Origin of the sequence: Flavobacterium sp. AJR, from assembly GCF_002156885.1 — a bacterium.
Taxonomy (GTDB): Bacteria; Bacteroidota; Bacteroidia; order Flavobacteriales; family Flavobacteriaceae; genus Flavobacterium.
Genome location: NZ_NCWQ01000076.1, coordinates 1 through 19,223 on the forward strand (window position 1 = coordinate 1; position 19,223 = coordinate 19,223).

A 19,223-nucleotide genomic window follows, 5' to 3' on the forward strand; every position below is an offset into this window, starting at 1 on the left:
CTCACGCAAATTTAGCAGATTTGGGAGATTTTATTTTGCGCTAAAATTAGATTCGATACAATTTTGCCATTTTGAATGAAGGAGAAATTATAATCTGAGAATTGTGACTGAAACTTGAAACTGAAAACTAAATCTCTAGCCCTGATGGTCGCGGCATCCTTTTTATTTTTTCTTTAAAAATAAAAAGATACAGCAGACAGCAGGAATTAGCTCCTAAAAAATAATCACAATATTGTCTTTCTGAGGAACGAAGAATCTCCGCAAGAAACTAACACAAAGTATTTCAAGATTGTCGAGCTGCTCATGGAGATTCTTCGTTCCTCAGAAAGACAAGTTTGCGGCGACTATCTTATAGATTTTAGGATTAATTTAAATTTAACTAAAAGCCCTGTTAGAAGAACAGCAATTACATATATAAAAAAAAGCCTCAAATAATTTAATTTGAGGCTTTTTTGTGATTGATAAGAATATTAGCTTCTTATTAATTTTCTGTATTTCAAACGTTTTGGAGTTAAATCTCCACCTAAACGTTTCTTTTTGTTTTCTTCGTATTCTGAGAATCCTCCTTCGAAATAGTACACTTCTGAGTTTCCTTCGAAAGCTAAGATGTGTGTACAAATTCTATCTAAGAACCATCTGTCGTGAGAGATAACTACAGCACAACCAGCAAAATTCTCCAAACCTTCTTCTAGTGCACGAAGTGTATTTATATCTAAGTCATTGGTAGGCTCATCTAATAAAAGTACGTTTCCTTCTTCTTTCAATGTCATTGCAAGATGTAAACGGTTACGCTCACCACCAGATAAAGTTGAAACTTTTTTGTTTTGATCACTTCCACCAAAATTGAAACGGCTTAAGTAAGCACGAGAGTTTACTTGACGTCCGCCCATCATGATTAATTCCTGACCATCGCAGAAATTTTCCCAGATAGATTTATTAGGATCAATATTAGAGTGCGCTTGATCTACATAAGCAATTTTTACAGTTTCACCGATAGAAAATTCACCGCTATCTGGCTCTTGCTCTCCCATAATCATTCTGAAAATAGTCGATTTACCAGCACCGTTTGGTCCGATAATTCCAACAATTCCAGCTTGTGGCAAAGTAAAGTTTAAATTATCATACAATAATTTATCTCCAAAAGCTTTAGCTACATTTTTAGCTTCGATAACATTTGTTCCTAAACGTGGACCGTTCGGGATATAGATTTCTAGATTTTCATCTAGTTGTTTTTGATCTTCGTTTAATAATTTATCGTAATTCTGTAAACGTGCTTTTTGTTTTGTCTGACGACCTTTGGCTCCTTGACGAACCCAGTCAAGCTCACGCTCTAAGTTTTTACGACGTTTTGAAGCTACTTTTTCTTCAAGTGCCATTCTGCTTGATTTTTGATCTAACCAAGAAGAATAATTTCCTTTCCAAGGAATACCTTCTCCTCTATCAAGCTCTAAAATCCAACCTGCAACATTATCAAGGAAATATCTATCGTGTGTTACAGCAATTACAGTTCCAGCATATTGTGCTAAATGTTGCTCTAACCAAAGAACAGACTCAGCATCTAAGTGGTTGGTAGGCTCATCAAGTAACAATACATCAGGCTGTTGTAACAACAAACGACATAATGCAACACGACGACGCTCTCCTCCTGAAAGGTTTTTTATTGGCGTATCTCCGTCTGGAGTACGTAATGCATCCATTGCAATTTCAAGTTTGGTATCAATTTCCCAAGCTCCTAATGCATCTATTTTATCTTGTAAAGCAGCTTGACGATCCATCAACTTATCCATTTTATCTGGATCTTCGTAGTTTTCTGGAAGACCAAATAAGTCGTTGATTTTATTGTACTCTTCCAGAACTGCCATAGTTTCGGCAACTCCTTCTCGTACAATTTCGATAACTGTTTTTTCATCGTCTAATTGTGGTTCTTGCTCTAAATAACCAACTGTATATCCTGGAGCAAAAACTACATCTCCTTGGTAATTTTTGTCAACTCCAGCAATAATCTTCAAAAGTGAAGATTTACCAGAACCATTTAAACCTAGAATACCAATTTTAGCTCCGTAAAAAAAGCTCAAATAAATATTTTTTAATACTTGTTTGTCGCTACTTGAGTAGGTTTTACTCAATTTTGACATCGAGAAAATTACTTTCTTATCGTCTGACATGCCTATTTATTTTAAATTTTATTATTTATTCTTGTTTAAACTCTTCCTTTTAAAGCGTTGAAAACCCATGCATTGGCTAAAAAACCAACTCCTGTAGCTGCAAATCCCCAACCTGAAACATCCCTGTATCTAAAAATGCCAAGTCCTATTAAGAGAAATCCCATGATCACCATTATAAAAGTTGCCCATCCTAAGATTGTGTTTTTATTCATCCCCATAATTTGCGGTTTTTTATTTTTATATCAGCTTACAAATATCGGTAATTTTAGTGGCTTAATTAAATATTTTGTACAGCATTTCTTTTAATAAATCAGATTGCGGTAATGCATTGGCTCCCACTCCTTTACTTTTTAAATCAATGTCTCTTAATGCCGAAACTACCTGACTCACTTTTTTCATTGGGAAATTTTTTATTGCTAAATCATACTCTTTTAAGAAATAAGGATTCACACCAATTGCAGCCGCTACATTTTTTGGATTTTTATCCTTTAATCCATGATATTTTAATAACTGAATAAAGAAACCAAAAATTAATCCTGTTGTCATAACTAGCGGATAATCTTTGGGGTTATGAGCAAAATTCTCTGCAATTTTGTATGCTTTTACTTGATTTCGTTCTCCGATTGCTTTACGTAGTTCGAATACATTATAATCTTTACTAAAACCAATATTTTCCTCTATATGTGTGGGTGTAATGGTCGTACCTTTGGGTAAAATTATCTGTAGTTTCTCCAGCTCATTATTAATTTTGCTTAAATCGGTTCCGAGAAACTCAACCAGCATCGCATTGGCTTTTGGTTCTATCGTATAATTTTTGCCTGATAAAACTCTTTTAATCCAATCCCCTACTTGGTTTTCGTATAATTTTTTACTTTCGTAAACAAGTCCTTTTTGCCCTAATAATTTGGTTACTTTTTTACGTTTATCCAACGTTTTGTATTTGTAACAAAAAACCAAAACTGTTGTAGTCATTGGGTTTCCTGCATAAGCTTCGAGCTTATCGATTGTTCTGGATAAATCCTGAGCTTCTTTTACAATAATAACCTGACGGTCAGCCATCATAGGATAACGTTTAGCGGCTGAAACAACATCATCTACAGTTACATCGCGACCATATAAAACCGTTTGGTTAAAGCCTTTTTCTTCTTCAGATAAAACGTTTTTTTCTATATATTCGGCTAATTTGTCAATGTAATAAGGCTCTTCTCCCATAAGGAAGTAGATAGGCATGATGTTCCCTGCTTTTATATCATTAACAATTTTTATAACTTCATCCATTTCTTTATTGTTTCAAGTTAAATGTTTAAGGCTGTTGTTTCAATATTTTGAAACTTTATCCCGAGACTTCGGGAGAAACCTAAAACTATTTTATATTTTTGCTTCATGCAAAAACTAAATTTTCCCTCTTATATATTTCGGTTCAAAAATAGCGAAAATAAAGTGTCTATTTTTGATGAAATCAGGAAAAAATTTATCATTCTCACTCCAGAGGAATGGGTTCGCCAGCATGTTGTTCAGTTTTTAATGGTGGAGAAAAAATACCCTAAATCATTGATAAATGTAGAAAAAGTTTTAAAGGTCAATGGGTTGCGCAAACGTTACGACATTGTAGTTTATAATCCTGATGGTACTATATATATATTAGTAGAATGTAAAGCACCGGAAGTAAAAATTTCGCAAGCTACCTTTGATCAGATTGCTAGATATAATATGACCATGAATGCGCAATTTCTGACAGTTACCAATGGATTGAGTCATTATTTCTGTCAAATGGATTTTGAGAATGAAAAATATGAATTTTTAAGGGAGTTACCGAATTATAATTCTCTAACATAAATAAAATACTATACACTTGGATAAAATAGCAGTTGTTATATTAAATTGGAATGGAGTAAAATTATTAGAACAGTTTTTACCATCGGTAATACAATTTTCGCCTGAAGCTACTATATATGTAGCCGATAATGCTTCGACAGATACTTCTATAACTTACGTAAAAGAGCATTTTCCTACTGTAAAAATCGTTGTAAACACAGGTAATCATGGGTTTGCACAAGGATACAATGATGCATTGCAACATATCGATGCCGAAATTTATGCTTTGATAAATTCGGATATTGAAGTTACTGAAAACTGGTTACAACCAATTCTGGATACTTTCGTAAAAGAACCAAAAACCGCTATTATCCAACCCAAAATATTAGATTTTAAAAATAAAGCTTTCTTTGAATATGCGGGTGCTGGCGGAGGTTTTATTGATAAATATGGTTATCCGTTTTGTCGTGGACGTATTTTTGATACTATCGAAAAAGACAATAATCAGTATGATGATAATTGTGAATTGTTTTGGGCTTCGGGTGCTTGTTTTTTTATAAGAAGCATTGTTTATAAAGAATTAAACGGTTTTGATGAAGGTTTTTTTGCTCATCAAGAAGAAATAGATTTGTGTTGGCGTGCAATTAATCTAGGTCATACAATTAAATACAATTCGCAATCTGTTGTATATCATGTTGGTGGAGCAACATTACAACAAGGTAACCCTAGAAAGACCTTTCTTAATTTTAGAAACTCCTTGCTAATGCTTACCAAAAACTTGCCTAAGCAAGGGTTTTACGGCATTATTTTTGCAAGGTTGGTACTCGATGGTATCGCTGGAGTACAGTTTTTTGTGCAAGGAAAGTTCAAACACACTTGGGCAATTATAAAAGCTCATTTCTCTTTTTATAGCCTTTTTTCGGAATATTATAAAAAAAGAAGTAATTTTCAAACACGAAAATACTATATGATTAAAAGTGTCGTTTTCTTGTACTATGTAACGAAAAACCGTGTTTTTAAAGATATCTTTAACAGTAATCAAATTAATAACCCTTAACTTTGTAATTGAAAGTCTAATTAAATTTTATTTTTTATGAGAAAAATATTCATTGCCCTAACTGCACTAATGGTACTATCTTCGTGTGTTTCTAAAAAGAAATATGCTGATTTAGAAGCTAAAAACAAAGAAACACAAGATTTACTAAATTCTTGTACTGTAAAATTAAATTCTTGTTTAGAAGAAAAAGCTGGATTAACTGCTACAGTTGCTAGTTTGAAAGATCACAATCAGAATTTGATAAACAGTTCAAAAGATTTAACAATGCTTACTTCTAAAGGAGCTGAAAATCTAGAAAAATCTTTAGAAAGTTTAAAAGAAAAAGATTTAAAAATATCTAGACTTCAAGATGCTTTAACTAAGAAAGATAGTGTTACTCTTGCCTTGGTTACTAGCTTAAAAGGAGCTGTAGGTATCAATGATCCAGATATCGAAATTAATGTTGAAAAAGGAGTTGTATTTATTTCTATCGCTGACAAATTATTATTTAAAAGTGGTAGCTATGATGTAACTGATAAAGCAAAAACTGTTTTAGCTAAAGTTGCAAAAGTAGTTAATGACAAACCTGATTTTGAATGTATGGTTGAAGGTCATACTGATAACGTTCCTTACAAAAGCAACGGAATTTTGTTAGACAACTGGGATTTAAGTGTTAAACGTTCTACATCTATCGTTCGTGTATTAACAAACGACCTTGGTGTTAACCCAGCAAAATTAATTGCAGCTGGTAGAAGTTCTTACGTGCCATTAGTAGCTAATGATACAGCTGAAGATAAAGCTCGTAACAGAAGAACTCGTATCGTTGTTATGCCAAAAATTGACCAATTCTATGATATGGTTGAAAAAGAAATGAAAAAACAATCAGGTAAATAATCTGATGATTTCATATTAGAATCGTCCTTTTTAGGATTAAGATTCTAGAATAAATTAAAGCCAGTGAAAAAATTTTCACTGGCTTTTTTTATGCTTACTATTTTCTACTTAATTAAGCTTCTCTTGTAGTTTTGGATGCTCAGTCTTACGAAGGTATAGTTTGTCTCCCTGAGGCGGAGTCGAAGGGTTTATATCTAAAAAAATTTACAGTGATAGTACATGAAGTGAATTCACTGATAAGCCACGCCTTAAAAAACACCTATTTATAAAAACAGAAAAAGCAGGTCGGTTGACCTGCTTTTATGTATCCTTAATCTTTTTAATAACCAATTAAATATCAATTAAGAATAACATTATCGTGATATATGTTTATAATGCATTGTTAATGTAGCTCTAATATAGGCAATTAACTTCAAATACCTTGCCGTAGCAATATATTTTTACAAAATATCTAAACTTCCTTTTCCTTCTCTAACGATTACTGGCTCATGTTTGGATAAATCAATAATAGTAGATCCAACATTATCTCCATAGCCACCATCGATAACCATATCAACTACATTTTGCCATTTTTCAAAAATAAGCTCAGGATCGGTTGTATATTCAATAACATCATCCTCATCGCGAATAGAAGTAGAAACAATAGGATTTCCTAATTGACGTACAATTTCTAAAGCAATTGAATTGTCTGGTACACGAATTCCGACAGTTGTTTTCTTCTTAAACTCTTTTGGCAAATTATTGTTCCCAGGCAAAATAAAAGTATAAGGACCTGGTAGAGCTCTTTTTAATATTTTAAAGGTCGATGTATCTATTTGTCGTACATAATCAGATAAGTTACTTAAATCGTGGCAAATAAAGGAAAAATTTGCTTTTTCAAGCTTCACTCCTTTTATTTTTGCAATTTTCTCTAAAGCACGAGAATTAGTAATATCACAACCTAAACCGTAAACAGTATCTGTTGGATAAATAATCAAACCACCATTTTTTAAAACCTTTACTACTTTTGCAATAGCAGCTTCACTCGGTTTATCGGGATATATTTTTATAAATTCTGCCATTTTGTTTTAGTTTAAAGTTTTAATTTGATTAAAATTCAAAAGATTCTAGTAAGAGTTCATTAACTTTTTTCTTGATTCTATTATCTAGTTATCTAAGTCTATTCTCTTACTTCTATTATCTTCTACCCAATCACGTCTAATTTTGCAAAACGAAGTAACAACTTTTTAAGTCCGCCAACTTCAAATTTGATTTCTGCTTTTTTATCAGCTCCTACTCCTTCTATATTTACAACTTCACCTCTTCCAAAGCGTTCATGCATTACGAGATTTCCAATAGTTAATTTATTATCAAATAAATTAGGAGCACTTGCATTAGGATTATTACTCGATACAGGTTTTAGTTTACGAATATTTAAATCCGATTTTGGTTCATTGTTATTAACCTGTTTAGGAGGTGTTGTCCCAATTGGTTTTGCTAAACGCAATTTTGATTTATCAACATCACCAAAAACATCAATGTCAATCATTGGTTTATAGCGATAACCACTTTCTGCTGGCGTCAAATATTCTAAATACTGACCATCAATTTCTTCAATAAAACGAGATGGTTCACTATCTGTTAATTTACCCCAACGATAACGCGATTGTGCATACGTTAAATAAGCCTGATGCTCTGCGCGTGTTAAAGCTACGTAAAATAAACGACGTTCTTCCTCAAGTTCACTTCTTGTACTCATACTCATGGCACTAGGAAACAAATCTTCTTCCATCCCAACAACAAAAACATGAGGGAATTCTAGTCCTTTTGCAAGGTGAATTGTCATTAAAGCAACCCTATCTTCATCACTCGTATCTTTATCTAAATCAGTAGCAAGTGCCACATCTTCCATAAACTCAGACAATGCCCCTCTTGCTCCATCAATTTCTTTCTGGCCTTCGGTAAAATCTTTTAAACCGTTTAGTAATTCTTCAATATTCTGAATTTTTGCCATACCCTCAGGTGTAGCATCTTTCTTTAGTTCCTGAACTAATCCAGTTTTTTTTGTTACATGATCCGTAATATAAAAAGCATCCTGATTTTGATCAATAACCTGAAAACTCTGAATCATCGTTACAAAATCCCTGATTTTATTCTTTGTCCCGGCATTCAGTTTCAAGTCAATTTTATCAATATTAACCATTACTTCCCAAATAGAACGTTTGTAATGATTGGCAGCAATAGTCAATTTTTCAACAGTAGTATCTCCAATTCCACGAGCAGGATAATTAATTACACGCACCAGTGCTTCTTCGTCTTTCGGATTAATTACCAAACGTAAATAACACAAAACGTCTTTAATTTCCTTACGTTGGTAGAATGATAATCCACCATAGATTCGATACGGAATATCACGTTTTCTTAATGCATCCTCCATCGCACGGGATTGTGCATTAGTACGATACAAAATTGCAAAAGAGCCATTATGCAATTGATTTTGCATTTTTTGTTCAAAAATGGTACTCGCTACAAAACGACCTTCTTCAGAATCTGTTAAACTTCTGTGAACTTTAATTTTTTGTCCAAAATCATTTGCAGTCCAAACTATTTTATCAAGTTTGGTCTTATTATGTTCCATTACAGTATTTGCAGCTTCAACTATGTTACGGGTTGAACGATAATTTTGCTCTAAACGAAACATTATCACACCTTCATAATCCTTCTGAAAATTCAAAATATTATTAATATTCGCTCCACGGAAAGCATAAATACTCTGCGCATCATCTCCTACAACACAAATATTCTGAAACTTATCAGATAAAGCCTTTACAATTAAATACTGAGAGTGATTTGTATCCTGGTACTCATCAACCAAAATATAGCGAAAACGGTTTTGATATTTCGATAAAACTTCTGGAAAACGATTTAGTAATTCATTGGTTTTCAATAGCAAATCATCAAAATCCATAGCACCCGCTTTAAAACAACGGTCAACATAGTGCTGATAAATTTCTCCTAATCTTGGTCTTTTAGCCATGGCATCAGCCTCTACCAATTCAGGATTATTAAAATAGGCTTTTACCGTAATCAAACTATTTTTATAATTTGATATACGTCCTAAAACCTGCTTTGGTTTATAAACATCACGATCCAGCTGCATTTCTTTTATAATAGAAGAAATTAGTCTCGCTGAATCCTGAGAATCGTAAATCGTAAAATTAGACGGATATCCCAAATGATCTGATTCTGCACGAAGAATACGCGCAAAAATAGAGTGGAAAGTTCCCATCCAAAGGTTTTTTGCCTCCGACGCTCCCACAATATCAGATATCCTGTGTTTCATCTCACGAGCCGCTTTATTGGTAAAAGTAAGCGACAAAATATTGAACGCATCAATACCCTGCGCCATCAAATAAGCAATTCTAATTGTTAAAACACGTGTTTTCCCCGAACCTGCCCCAGCAATAATAATCATCGGCCCGTCTTTCTTTAAAACAGGCTGTCTCTGTGCGTCATTGAGCTGGTCAATGTATTTTTGCATGAAATTTTTCTCCATAATTGATGCAAAAATAAGAATTTAAAAAGAAAGTTCCTAAGCTGTTAAGACACTGAGTTGCTAAGTTTTTTTTGAAGCACAACAAAAGGCTTTTTTAAGAAGCAAAGTTCCCGCTTTCGGCTTTATCTCTCCGTTTCACTACGAGGATACCACCTCTATCGGGGCTAGACTCAAACAATAGTTTTTTTTTTAAAGAGCCTAAGGTTCTAAGTTTCTGAGGTACTAAGGTTCAAGATATCAAAGATAAAAACTTAGCGTCTTAGAATCTTAGTCTCTCAGAACCTCTATTCATAAAATACATCATAAGCAAAACGAATCAAAGTACCGATTACGACAATCAAAAAGAAAACTCTAATAAAACCATTTCCTTTATTTATTGCCAGCTTAGCACCAAGCCATCCGCCAAGTCCATTACTTATGGCCATAGGAATTGCAATTGTCCAAATGATCTTTCCTTTTATAATGAACAAACAAATAGATCCGAAATTAGTAGCTAAGTTTACCATTTTGGCATTTGCCGAAGCGTGCAAAAAATCGAATCCCATTAAAGCTATAAAAGCAACTACAAAAAAGCTACCAGTTCCAGGGCCAATAAAACCATCATAAAAACCAACTATTATACTAATTACAACAGCATATAATATTTGGGTTTTAGCTGAATGATCTTTGGCCACATGTTGACCAAAATTCTTTTTAGCATAAGTATAAATTAGCAATAGCGATAAAACTACCAGTAACAATGGTTTCATAAAATCATTGCTAACATAAGTCAATAAAGTAGATCCTAAAAATGCAGATGGGACTGCTAAAACCATCATAATCAATAATAACTTCCATTGAATGGTTACTTTTTTCATGTATTGAAAAGCAGCAAAAGCGGTTCCGCTAAATGCAGGTAATTTCAGAGTTCCAATAACAGTAGAGACAGGTAAATTTGGTAATAAAATTAATCCCATTGGAGTTTGGATTAACCCGCCACCGCCTACAATAGCATCAATAAATCCTGCTGCAAAAGCAGCTAAACAAAGCAAAATTATAATATAGTTTTCCAATTATAGTGTAGTATTTGATTAAAATTTGAATGTCGGCAAAATTAGCCTTCTTAAACAAATATTACAATTAAAATGATGCTGAATTACAACCAAAAGTATATTTTTGTTTCCTTAAATTATAAAAATGGATTCAAACAAAATCATAGAAGTTCTAGCTTATACTATACCTTCAATCATAACAGGAAGCGTAGCCTATTATTTTTTCAAATCGTATCTTCAGGATAAACAAAATACACGAAGATGGTTATTGCAAAAAGATGCTCAAAAACAAGCTTTGCCTTTACGATTACAAGCTTATGAGCGAATTACTTTATACTTAGAACGCATTAGTTTAACTAATTTATTGATACGCGTTGCGCCAATATCTAATGATAAAAATGATTATGAAAATTTAGTTATTGCACAAATCGAGCAAGAGTTTGAGCATAACTTAACACAACAAATATACATGTCTGATGAATGTTGGACTATTGTAACCACAGCTAAAAATGCTACAATCCAGATGATTCGTAAAGCAAATATGAGCGACCGTGTAGACAGTGCAGATAAATTACGTGAGGTTATCTTAAATGATTTATTTGATAAGCAATCACCAAGCAGTGCTGCTTTAGGCTATATTAAAAGAGAAGTAAGCGAAATGTGGTAATCTTTAATTGTTGAGTTTAGATTTTAGATTCCTGCAATGTCAATCTAAAATCTAAACTCAACAATCTAAAATCAGATGTTACCTGTTATCACTCATAATTTCAGACTTATTCTGAGCATATTCATATCCTTCTTCCCACCACTTTTTCATTTCTTCTTTGTTAAAAATTAATGCGTTATTGGTTAATTTTGTAGGTGTATAAAACAAGTTCAGTTTTACATTTTTGTTTTTCGCCAATAGTTTTCCGATAGCAATATCATGTTTTTCGACCTGATCTAGAGCAATTCGGAACAAATCTATCATTAACGAAAACGGATTTTTACCTATTGTACTTTTTGTTGTATTTACTTCAGTTTCCAGAATAACCACATCTATCTCAGTTGCACCACGATTTATGGCTTCACGTATTGGTACGAGACTAGAGAATCCTCCGTCTCCATATTCTGAGTTGTTTTTAGATACTAAACTCATAAACGGAATATAATTACTTGATATCCAAATCCAATCGCAAAATTCGTCGTAAGAACAATCTTTTATCGATTTATATTCAGCTTCATTTCGAGACAAGTTGGTAACCGTAACAACAACATCAGTTTTTAGTTTTTTTAGCTGGTTAAATTCAGATAAAGACAAATGATCTTTTATGTATTTTTGCAATCTTTTGCTTTCGCCAAAAGTTCTTTTTCCTTTAAAAAACTGACGTAATACATTAAAGTGATTTATGGTAACAATATCAATACCGCCTTTCTCTTTTACAACAAAAGGGCTGATATTAAATATTTTATTCATGCTCACATTGGTGTAGATTCCATGGATTTTATCAATATTTCCAAGTGCCAAATGCGGAATAAGTAAACTTCCTGTAGATGTGCCTAGAAATAAATCGTATTCACATTTTTTTATTTGTAATAAATATTGTGCAACTCCTCCGGCAAAAGCTCCTTTGCTTCCTCCTCCTGAAATAACCAATGCTCTCATAAATGTATTGTAGTTTTTTTTAAAGAGAAGAGAATAGAAGAAAGAACAAAGAAAATAGACTAAACCTTTAATCTATTTCTTTACTCTATCCTCTTTCTTCTATCCTCTTTCTTCTATCCTCTTTCTTCTATCCTCTTTCTTCTATCCTCTTTCTTCTATAATCTATTCTCTTTTTTACTCTTTCAACAAACGTTCTAATTGAAACTGTTCATTCGAGGACAAATTAGGCAAAATTCTTTCAAATGAAGTACGCATTTCACTATTTTTTAATAATAACCGAATAGTATCTCTACCAAATTTAGAAAATTGCCACATATGATGCGTTGTCGCGTTTACTAAGTTTGTTAATACAATATCATTTCTTAATCGAAAATCTATTAATTTCTCTAAAGCATTTTGGCGCGTTGTTGCTTCATATTTAGGCGAAGAATATTCTATTAATTCATTAATTAAACCCTCTGGTTCTGTTGCGTAATTAGGTGTTGATAAAGCTAATGACAACCATAATGTTCTTAAATTATAGTCGTTAAATCCTACCCAGTTTTTTGATTTATCTAAATATTCGCTGCGACGAGAAGGAAAATTATTCCATAAATAAAACAATACTATTTCCTGCGTTTGGTATGATTTATCATCTAGTAAAGACTCATACAGAGGTCTGAAATCTTCAGGAATTTTTGGCAAAGAAACAGCTACTTCTTGTCGAACCTGAAGGTTATTTGTGTTTAAAGCCAGAATGAGTAATTGTTTTTTAGCTTCGTATTTTTCATTCTTGAGTTGGTTTACAATTGCTTTTTTAACTGTAAAATAAACATCGGATTGTAATGTTTTGGTAAGAAAATCTTCTTTTTCGGCTAAAGGTTTTTTATTGACTTTATCGACTTCTAAGCGTATTTGAATTGCTTTATTTTTACTCAACAGTTCATTTGCTTGTTGCGTATTAAAAGCAGTTGTTTCAAGCCATATTTTAGAGAATTCATTTAAGTCATAATTGGATAGTTTTTTTATTTCATCAAAAAAATCATTCGTGTTTACAGTTTGAAAGGCATATTTTTTCAAATAATTTTTGATTACTTTTTTGAATGTTTTATCGCCCAAAGCATCATGTAAAACAAATAAAGCCCAAGCCCCTTTTTCGTAAAAAGTAAGCGAACTAGCTTTGGCATTCAAGACTGGAATTGTGTCAGTTCTTGATGCATATTTTAATTGTTGTGCAGTATCGTATAATTTGGAATAAAAATAATCCTCACCATAAATTTCTTTCTCAGCAAGCAAAGCATAATAGGTTGCAAAACCTTCTTGCAGCCAATGATGCGTACTACTTTCGGCAGTAATTAAATTCCCAAACCAATGGTGCGCCAATTCGTGTGCATTAACATTGGTGTATTTTCTATCTTCAAAACCTATAGAATCAACAACATATCTGGTAGAAAGCAAAGTAGCTGTTGTATTCTCCATACCCGCATATATAAAGTCACGAACAGGAGCTTGCTTGTATATTTCCCAAGGGTACTTCACTCCTATTTCTTTCTCCAGAAAATCAAAAATCTGTTTAGAATAGCGATAAGTTGGTTCAAAACGAGAGATATCATTATTTTCGATGTAGTATTCTAAAGGGATTCTAGATTTAGATTTGAGCTCTTTTTCTTCATATTTCCCAATGGCAAGCATTAGTAAATAAGAACTCATAGGATTTTGCATTCGGTATTGCCAAACAATAGAATTCCCATTTTCGAGTTTGTTTTTTAATAATCCGTTTGAGATAACTTTATAGCTTTTATCAAAAGTAATATTTAGGTTAAAAACTACTTTTTCATTTACATCATCAAAACTCGGGAACCAATTACTGGTATATCTTCCCTGTCCTTGTGTCCATACTTGTCCATTTACATCATCTAATTTGTCGTCTTGAGCAGAGTCAAAGTTACCCACAAAGTACAATGCCTGTTTTGGCTTGGCTGAATAATTAAATGTAAGTGTATTTTTTCCTTTTTGGAACGGAAAAATCAATTGCAATTGCTTGTTTGTATTAATAAATATAATTTCATTTCCGTTGATTTTTAAATTCGAAAACGACATGTTTTGAGCATCAATTTTTATAGTATCGATAGGTTTTAGAACATCAAAATCATATATCACATTTCCTGATAATGATCTGTCTGTTGTATTGATAGTGATTTCCCCTAAAACTGATTTAAAATCGACATATTGGGTTTGTTGAGCAAAACTGAAAAGGGAAAAGAAAAAAAAGAGGTATTTCATTATTGGTTTTATTTGATGCAAAGGTTTCCAAAGTTACAAAGGATTGATGAACAAATCGAAGGAAATTTGTATGTTTACTTTCAGAAAACATTTAAACAATTCCTTTGAAAAAAATCGCCTTATTTAATTGGAGCAGTGGCAAAGACTCAGCTTTAGCATTATATAAAATACAACAAGAAAAAGAATTCGAAATAAATTGTTTACTTACAAGTGTCAACCAGCAGTTTCAGCGTATTTCGATGCATGGAGTTCGTGTAGAGTTATTAGAACAACAAGCAAAAAGTATTGGATTACCGCTAGAAATTATGCAAATTCCAGAAATGCCAACAATGGAAGTCTACGAAGAAGTAATGACCAAAACATTGGCTAAACTTAAAGATCAAGGTGTTAAATATTCTATTTTTGGAGATATATTTCTGGAAGATTTACGAAAGTACCGTGAAGATAAATTGGTAGATATCGGCTTTGAAGGCGTGTTTCCGTTATGGAAAACACCAACAAAAGATTTAATTCAGGAATTTTTATCTTTAGGTTTTAAAACAATAGTGGTTTGTGTAAACGAACGTTTTCTTGATAAGAGTTTTGTAGGTCGTGTAATCAATCAGGATTTTATAAATGATTTGCCAGATAATGTAGATGTATGTGGAGAAAATGGCGAATTTCATACCTTTACTTTCGATGGACCTATTTTTTCTGAACCAATACAATTTGAAATTGGAGAAATTGTACATCGAAAATATGAAAAACCTAAAACAGAATCTAGCGATACAGCTTGTGATACAAATGCAAGCGATGCTTTTGATTATGGATTTTGGTATTGCGATTTGATATAAACAGTAAGACATTAATTATTTTAATCATATAAGCAACGTAAGTAAATGTAAGTATAATCGAATCTGTGCAAACTTAAATGAACTTATATTACTTATATGGTTCGCTTTTTTTTGTTACAGTCTTGGTTTTATGTATTCTAACTATATAATATTATTTTAAAACTCATGCAAATGCCTGTAAAAGAAAAGAGCTTAGAAATAGAAAAGATTTTATTTTTCTTGGACGAAATCGGAATTAAAGTTGTCGAAAAAGAATTAAATAACACTTTTTTACCAGGATTATCTTTAGGCTCAAATTGTATTTATATTGATTTTGAAAAATTATTATATCCAGGAGACATTCTACATGAAGCAGGACATCTGGCAGTTACTACCACCGCTGAAAGAGAATTAGTTGGTACAGATAAAATAGCTGCTAATTGGCCAACTGAAGGAGAAGAAATTGCAACAATCTTATGGTCTTTTGCTGCAGTAAAATATTTAAAATTACCAATAGAATTTGTATTTCACCCTAATGGATACAAGAACGATTCAGAATGGTTAATTTCAAATTTTAACGATGAAAACTATATAGGTTTACCTTTTCTTGAATGGGCAGGACTTACATTAGGTAAAGAACGAGCAGCAAATGAAGGAAAAGAAGCATTTCCTGCAATGATAAAATGGTTAAGAGAATAAATTATGGATAAATTAGTACGCTCTATAAAGTTTCCTCTTTTATTTGATAAGGAAAAACTAAAAAATGATTTCCAGAAAATCATCGATAAAAACTGGATTGATCATTATAATACGAATGATTATTCAGGAAAATGGACTTCGATTGCTTTAATGTCACAAAGCGGAAAATCGGACGCTATCTATGCTTTTTCAAACAATGATGAAAAGCTAGTTGCTACCGAAATATTAGATTCTTGCACCTATTTTAAAGAAATATTAGATGGTTTTTTATTCGAAAAAACAGCTGTTCGATTATTGCAATTAGCTGCTGGAGCTGAAATTAAACCGCATAGCGATAATTGTTTAGGATATGAAGATGATTCTTTTAGATTACATATTCCGATAATTACAAATAACGAAGTCGAGTTTATCTTAGATGGTACTCGCTTAATTATGAATGAAGGCGAATGTTGGTATATAGATGCTAATTTTATTCATTCGGTTGCCAATCGTGGCACAGAAAACCGCATTCATCTTGTAATCGATGGGATAAGAAATGAATGGACTGATGCGATGTTTTATAAAGAGGCAGACAAAGACCAATTTGTAAAAGCTGCACCAGTAATGAGCGAAGAGCAAAAACAACTCATGATTGCCGAGTTAAAACGAATGAATACGCCAATGGCAGATGAGCTTATTAAAAATTTAGAGTAAGCCTAATTTAATTAAAAGAATAAACACAAGTGAATAAATCAAATTTTAGAAAATTCGGAATAATAATTACCTTAATTATTGTCGCATTTTCATTCCAGAGTTGTTTAGTAAGTAGATGCCAAAGACCACAAATTATGGGCTATATCTATGACGAAACAACCCATACTCCTATCGAAAATTGTAACGTAGGAGAAAGCTTAACCAATGCAATGGGCTATTTTAATTTAAAAGAAATAAGATATTCTCAATTTACTTTTGTTGGTTATGAAGCACCACCATTACATGTTAATGAAGCTATATACAAAGAGGGTTACGAAAAGAAATCTATAGATCTGCACAATCCTTTTGGTGGCGGAATGAGAAAAGGTGCCGTACATAATACCGATACTATTTATCTAAAAAAAGTATCGATTCAAATTTCTAAGTAAATACGTTTAGTTTTTAAACTTCTCTTTCTTCGTAAATTTTTAATAATTGAGTTACTGTATTCCAGTTTCTTATCGTTGCAGTTACGTTTAGTTTTTTCTCAATATATTTCTGGTCAAATCTGGTTTTTCCTGCGCCAACAGCATATTTAATAAATATTCTGTTACCATCAATACTAGCTTCGTCTGGCTTAAACTGACTTATTTTTAAATCATTTATACTATCACTTTTCAATGCTATCGAAATAAAAGCCACGTACAATTTTTTAATGTCAGCGTCTTTTTCTTTTAAGAAAGGATTGTTCTTAAAACAAGCTTCTAAATCTTGTTTATAAATCACAACAATAGGCACTTCGTGTCCAAAAACTTTAAAAATTTCTTGTTTGATTACAAAGCCAACTTTGGATGCATTGTCTTCATCGGTATCTACAAATACATTTCCCGACTGAATATACGTTTGCACGTTCTTAAAACCAATAGCTTCAAGTGTAGTTTTTAGAGCTTCCATTTTTATCATGTTGTGTCCAGAAACATTGATACCACGAAGTAATGCGAGATGAGTTGTCATTGTATTGATTTTATTTTTTCAAAGATAAAGATTCAATTATAATAAAAACCCAGAGTGATTTAAAAATAGTTACTAATTAAGTTTCGATATTAAATTTCAATAAAAATTGAACGGGATATTCTTTTTTACCTTTCTTTTAAAATGTTTGAACTTTGATTAAATTAGACAAATGCATAGATTCTTATTTATCAAGATATCAGTAGTTTTTATAAATCTATTTAGAATCATAAAAACTACTGATATTATATTTTTTATTTTGCTCGTACTATCGTTTCAAAATTTAAATCCATTGCAGCAGTATTATCAAGTATTGCTCCCAAATATTTTGGAGTCATTTTACCATTATGATCTTTATTGTACATGAAAAACTGCCCAAAATTGCCTCCTTTTAAATCTGTAAATTTCTTTACTTTATACTCTTTAGAATCGAATGCGTCGGCATTAGAAGAAAGCTTATCCCATTCTGCTTTAGAAAAACTCATAGGAATCATTTCTTTACTACGAATAACATACATCGTATCAGCATCAATTCGTATCAGTTTCACTAATGCACCTTGCAACTGGCTATTTTCTTGAGACCATGTTGATTTGTAAATATCTCCAGATTGCGGATTAGTAATTAATGCAGCATACTCCTCAGACTTTTTCTCAATTGATTTGTTATTAATCTTACTATAACCCAATGCAATTAAAACGATTAATGGTAATACAATACAAAATGACCACGGGTATAATAACTGCCATAAAGTTCTTTTGTGATTATTTCTAATCTGATTAATCTCAGCTTCTATATTGGCTGAGTATTTTTTCTTTGCAAATACAGATGCATCAGGGTTTTTTAAAACTTCACCGCAATTGGTACAAACTACTCCTGTTTTCCGTCCCGTTCCAAAGAAAGGGATAACCATAGAGATATAACGCACATACAATGTTAATTCAATACATCCATTTTTATTACATACGGGACAGATTTCATCTGAAATAATTTTTGAAGTTAAAGGCTTTGTTACAATTTCGTAAACGTAAATCATTTTGTTAATTAGTTTGGGGGTTATTAAATAGCAAATAATTGCTTAATCTTAGTTATTTGTATTCTTTGTTTTATCTATCATTTGAAAAATGTTTCTTTTTAATTCCGTAAGATCACAATTTAAAAGCCTTACATTTATCCATAATAAGACATTACCATTTTCATTACAGTAAGTTTCTACTTTTTTACGGTACTTTTCATTTTTAATTTTATTTATATAAATATCTGGTTGATGAACAATTATATTTAATACAGTTTCGTATTGTTCCTTTGTTTCAACACATCTTGTTATGTCTTCCCAATTTACTACTCCAATTTCAATGAAATATTTTCCGTAAAAAATAATTCCTTTATGATTAAGTGTTATTTGTATCTCATTATTATCAAATAAGCGCACTTCTCTTATTGTATAAAAGAGCATTCCAATAATCACAAAAGGAGATAAAAACAGTACCTCTGGATGAAAATTTTGACCATCATAAAACTGTTTTGTATTATGCCATAACATCCAAACTGCAATTAAGAAGAGGGACAGACATAAAGCAAAACGGATTATAATTGTTTTTTTATTTAGGTAAATGTGGTAAGGAAGTCTTTGCATAATTTTTATTTC

19 protein-coding genes are annotated in these 19,223 nt (G+C 32.0%); 8 read left to right on the plus strand and 11 right to left on the minus strand.

The window, feature by feature from the left end; translation table 11 throughout:
* Positions 1-470 precede the first annotated feature (470 nt).
* From ettA to holA, 3 genes are read right to left on the minus strand one after another with little or no spacing between them, the layout of a single operon-like run.
* Complete coding sequence (gene ettA, locus B8T70_RS18490; RefSeq protein ID WP_039111986.1) at positions 471-2,165, minus strand: energy-dependent translational throttle protein EttA; 1,695 nt, start codon at positions 2,163-2,165, stop codon at positions 471-473.
* Positions 2,166-2,200: 35 nt separating this feature from the next.
* On the minus strand, positions 2,201-2,383 hold the full coding sequence (locus B8T70_RS18495; RefSeq protein WP_035624132.1) for a CAL67264 family membrane protein: 183 nt from the start codon (positions 2,381-2,383) through the stop codon (positions 2,201-2,203).
* A gap of 55 nt (positions 2,384-2,438) precedes the next feature.
* On the minus strand, positions 2,439-3,443 hold the full coding sequence (holA, locus tag B8T70_RS18500; RefSeq protein ID WP_039111960.1) for a DNA polymerase III subunit delta: 1,005 nt from the start codon (positions 3,441-3,443) through the stop codon (positions 2,439-2,441).
* 105 nt (positions 3,444-3,548) lie between these two features.
* Between holA and B8T70_RS18505 the strand changes: the two genes are divergently transcribed.
* Genes B8T70_RS18505 through B8T70_RS18515 form a run of 3 tightly spaced genes read left to right on the plus strand, consistent with a single transcriptional unit; the run spans position 3,549 to position 5,910 of the window.
* Positions 3,549-4,001, plus strand: coding sequence for a type I restriction enzyme HsdR N-terminal domain-containing protein (locus B8T70_RS18505; protein ID WP_039111959.1), 453 nt, complete (start codon positions 3,549-3,551; stop codon positions 3,999-4,001).
* Positions 4,002-4,017: 16 nt separating this feature from the next.
* Entirely contained in the window at positions 4,018-5,037 is a 1,020-nt protein-coding gene (locus tag B8T70_RS18510) for a glycosyltransferase family 2 protein (RefSeq protein WP_086895787.1), read from the plus strand.
* 36 nt (positions 5,038-5,073) lie between these two features.
* Positions 5,074-5,910, plus strand: coding sequence for an OmpA family protein (locus B8T70_RS18515; protein ID WP_039111957.1), 837 nt, complete (start codon positions 5,074-5,076; stop codon positions 5,908-5,910).
* Between the two features lie 440 nt (positions 5,911-6,350).
* Here B8T70_RS18515 and B8T70_RS18520 read toward each other — a convergent pair whose 3' ends face one another.
* The 3 genes from B8T70_RS18520 to B8T70_RS18530 form a co-directional block, all read right to left on the minus strand.
* Entirely contained in the window at positions 6,351-6,971 is a 621-nt protein-coding gene (locus B8T70_RS18520; protein WP_086895788.1) for an L-threonylcarbamoyladenylate synthase, read from the minus strand.
* A 122-nt stretch (positions 6,972-7,093) separates the two neighbouring features.
* Positions 7,094-9,430 carry an ATP-dependent helicase gene (locus tag B8T70_RS18525; RefSeq protein WP_086895789.1) on the minus strand — a complete coding sequence of 779 codons (2,337 nt, stop codon included), beginning with the start codon at positions 9,428-9,430 and terminating at the stop codon, positions 7,094-7,096.
* A gap of 299 nt (positions 9,431-9,729) precedes the next feature.
* Entirely contained in the window at positions 9,730-10,497 is a 768-nt protein-coding gene (locus tag B8T70_RS18530) for a TSUP family transporter (RefSeq protein ID WP_086895790.1), read from the minus strand.
* 124 nt (positions 10,498-10,621) lie between these two features.
* Here B8T70_RS18530 and B8T70_RS18535 point away from each other — a divergent pair, with 124 nt between their 5' ends.
* On the plus strand, positions 10,622-11,143 hold the full coding sequence (locus B8T70_RS18535) for a hypothetical protein (protein WP_039111953.1): 522 nt from the start codon (positions 10,622-10,624) through the stop codon (positions 11,141-11,143).
* Positions 11,144-11,221: 78 nt separating this feature from the next.
* Here B8T70_RS18535 and B8T70_RS18540 read toward each other — a convergent pair whose 3' ends face one another.
* Both B8T70_RS18540 and B8T70_RS18545 read right to left on the minus strand, forming a co-directional pair.
* The gene (locus tag B8T70_RS18540; RefSeq protein ID WP_039111952.1) at positions 11,222-12,121 is read right to left on the minus strand and encodes a patatin family protein; all 900 of its coding nucleotides are present in this window, start codon (positions 12,119-12,121) and stop codon (positions 11,222-11,224) included.
* A gap of 174 nt (positions 12,122-12,295) precedes the next feature.
* Complete coding sequence (locus tag B8T70_RS18545; protein WP_086895791.1) at positions 12,296-14,383, minus strand: M1 family metallopeptidase; 2,088 nt, start codon at positions 14,381-14,383, stop codon at positions 12,296-12,298.
* A gap of 104 nt (positions 14,384-14,487) precedes the next feature.
* Between B8T70_RS18545 and B8T70_RS18550 the strand changes: the two genes are divergently transcribed.
* The 4 genes from B8T70_RS18550 to B8T70_RS18565 all read left to right on the plus strand — a co-directional run bounded on the left by B8T70_RS18550 (position 14,488) and on the right by B8T70_RS18565 (position 17,015).
* Positions 14,488-15,216: a diphthine--ammonia ligase gene (locus B8T70_RS18550; protein WP_086895792.1), complete on the plus strand. Its 729-nt coding sequence runs from the start codon at positions 14,488-14,490 to the stop codon at positions 15,214-15,216.
* A gap of 171 nt (positions 15,217-15,387) precedes the next feature.
* Positions 15,388-15,894 (plus strand): hypothetical protein, encoded by a 507-nt coding sequence (locus B8T70_RS18555; protein WP_086895797.1) that lies wholly within the window; start codon positions 15,388-15,390, stop codon positions 15,892-15,894.
* 3 nt (positions 15,895-15,897) lie between these two features.
* On the plus strand, positions 15,898-16,587 hold the full coding sequence (locus B8T70_RS18560; protein WP_086895793.1) for an aspartyl/asparaginyl beta-hydroxylase domain-containing protein: 690 nt from the start codon (positions 15,898-15,900) through the stop codon (positions 16,585-16,587).
* Positions 16,588-16,616: 29 nt separating this feature from the next.
* A complete protein-coding gene (locus B8T70_RS18565; protein ID WP_039111947.1) occupies positions 16,617-17,015 on the plus strand; it encodes a hypothetical protein in 399 nt (132 codons plus the stop codon).
* A gap of 13 nt (positions 17,016-17,028) precedes the next feature.
* Here B8T70_RS18565 and B8T70_RS18570 read toward each other — a convergent pair whose 3' ends face one another.
* From B8T70_RS18570 to B8T70_RS18580, 3 genes are all read right to left on the minus strand, one after another.
* Complete coding sequence (locus B8T70_RS18570) at positions 17,029-17,580, minus strand: DUF1697 domain-containing protein (RefSeq protein WP_086895794.1); 552 nt, start codon at positions 17,578-17,580, stop codon at positions 17,029-17,031.
* A 251-nt stretch (positions 17,581-17,831) separates the two neighbouring features.
* The gene (locus B8T70_RS18575) at positions 17,832-18,611 is read right to left on the minus strand and encodes a hypothetical protein (protein WP_086895795.1); all 780 of its coding nucleotides are present in this window, start codon (positions 18,609-18,611) and stop codon (positions 17,832-17,834) included.
* 48 nt (positions 18,612-18,659) lie between these two features.
* The coding region (locus tag B8T70_RS18580; protein ID WP_207621545.1) for an STM3941 family protein at positions 18,660-19,223 on the minus strand (564 nt) is incomplete at its 5' end.

Bases quoted from the DNA above. Each gene is read 5' to 3' on its own strand.
- B8T70_RS18555 (WP_086895797.1), top strand. From the start codon at position 15,388: ATGCCTGTAAAAGAAAAGAGCTTAGAAATAGAAAAGATTTTATTTTTC.
- B8T70_RS18545 (WP_086895791.1), bottom strand. From the start codon at position 14,383: ATGAAATACCTCTTTTTTTTCTTTTCCCTTTTCAGTTTTGCTCAACAA.
- holA (WP_039111960.1), bottom strand. From the start codon at position 3,443: ATGGATGAAGTTATAAAAATTGTTAATGATATAAAAGCAGGGAACATC.
- B8T70_RS18560 (WP_086895793.1), top strand. From the start codon at position 15,898: ATGGATAAATTAGTACGCTCTATAAAGTTTCCTCTTTTATTTGATAAG.
- B8T70_RS18505 (WP_039111959.1), top strand. From the start codon at position 3,549: ATGCAAAAACTAAATTTTCCCTCTTATATATTTCGGTTCAAAAATAGC.
- ettA (WP_039111986.1), bottom strand. From the start codon at position 2,165: ATGTCAGACGATAAGAAAGTAATTTTCTCGATGTCAAAATTGAGTAAA.
- B8T70_RS18525 (WP_086895789.1), bottom strand. From the start codon at position 9,430: ATGCAAAAATACATTGACCAGCTCAATGACGCACAGAGACAGCCTGTT.
- B8T70_RS18495 (WP_035624132.1), bottom strand. From the start codon at position 2,383: ATGGGGATGAATAAAAACACAATCTTAGGATGGGCAACTTTTATAATG.
- B8T70_RS18515 (WP_039111957.1), top strand. From the start codon at position 5,074: ATGAGAAAAATATTCATTGCCCTAACTGCACTAATGGTACTATCTTCG.
- B8T70_RS18570 (WP_086895794.1), bottom strand. From the start codon at position 17,580: ATGACAACTCATCTCGCATTACTTCGTGGTATCAATGTTTCTGGACAC.
- B8T70_RS18520 (WP_086895788.1), bottom strand. From the start codon at position 6,971: ATGGCAGAATTTATAAAAATATATCCCGATAAACCGAGTGAAGCTGCT.
- B8T70_RS18540 (WP_039111952.1), bottom strand. From the start codon at position 12,121: ATGAGAGCATTGGTTATTTCAGGAGGAGGAAGCAAAGGAGCTTTTGCC.
- B8T70_RS18535 (WP_039111953.1), top strand. From the start codon at position 10,622: ATGGATTCAAACAAAATCATAGAAGTTCTAGCTTATACTATACCTTCA.
- B8T70_RS18575 (WP_086895795.1), bottom strand. From the start codon at position 18,611: ATGATTTACGTTTACGAAATTGTAACAAAGCCTTTAACTTCAAAAATT.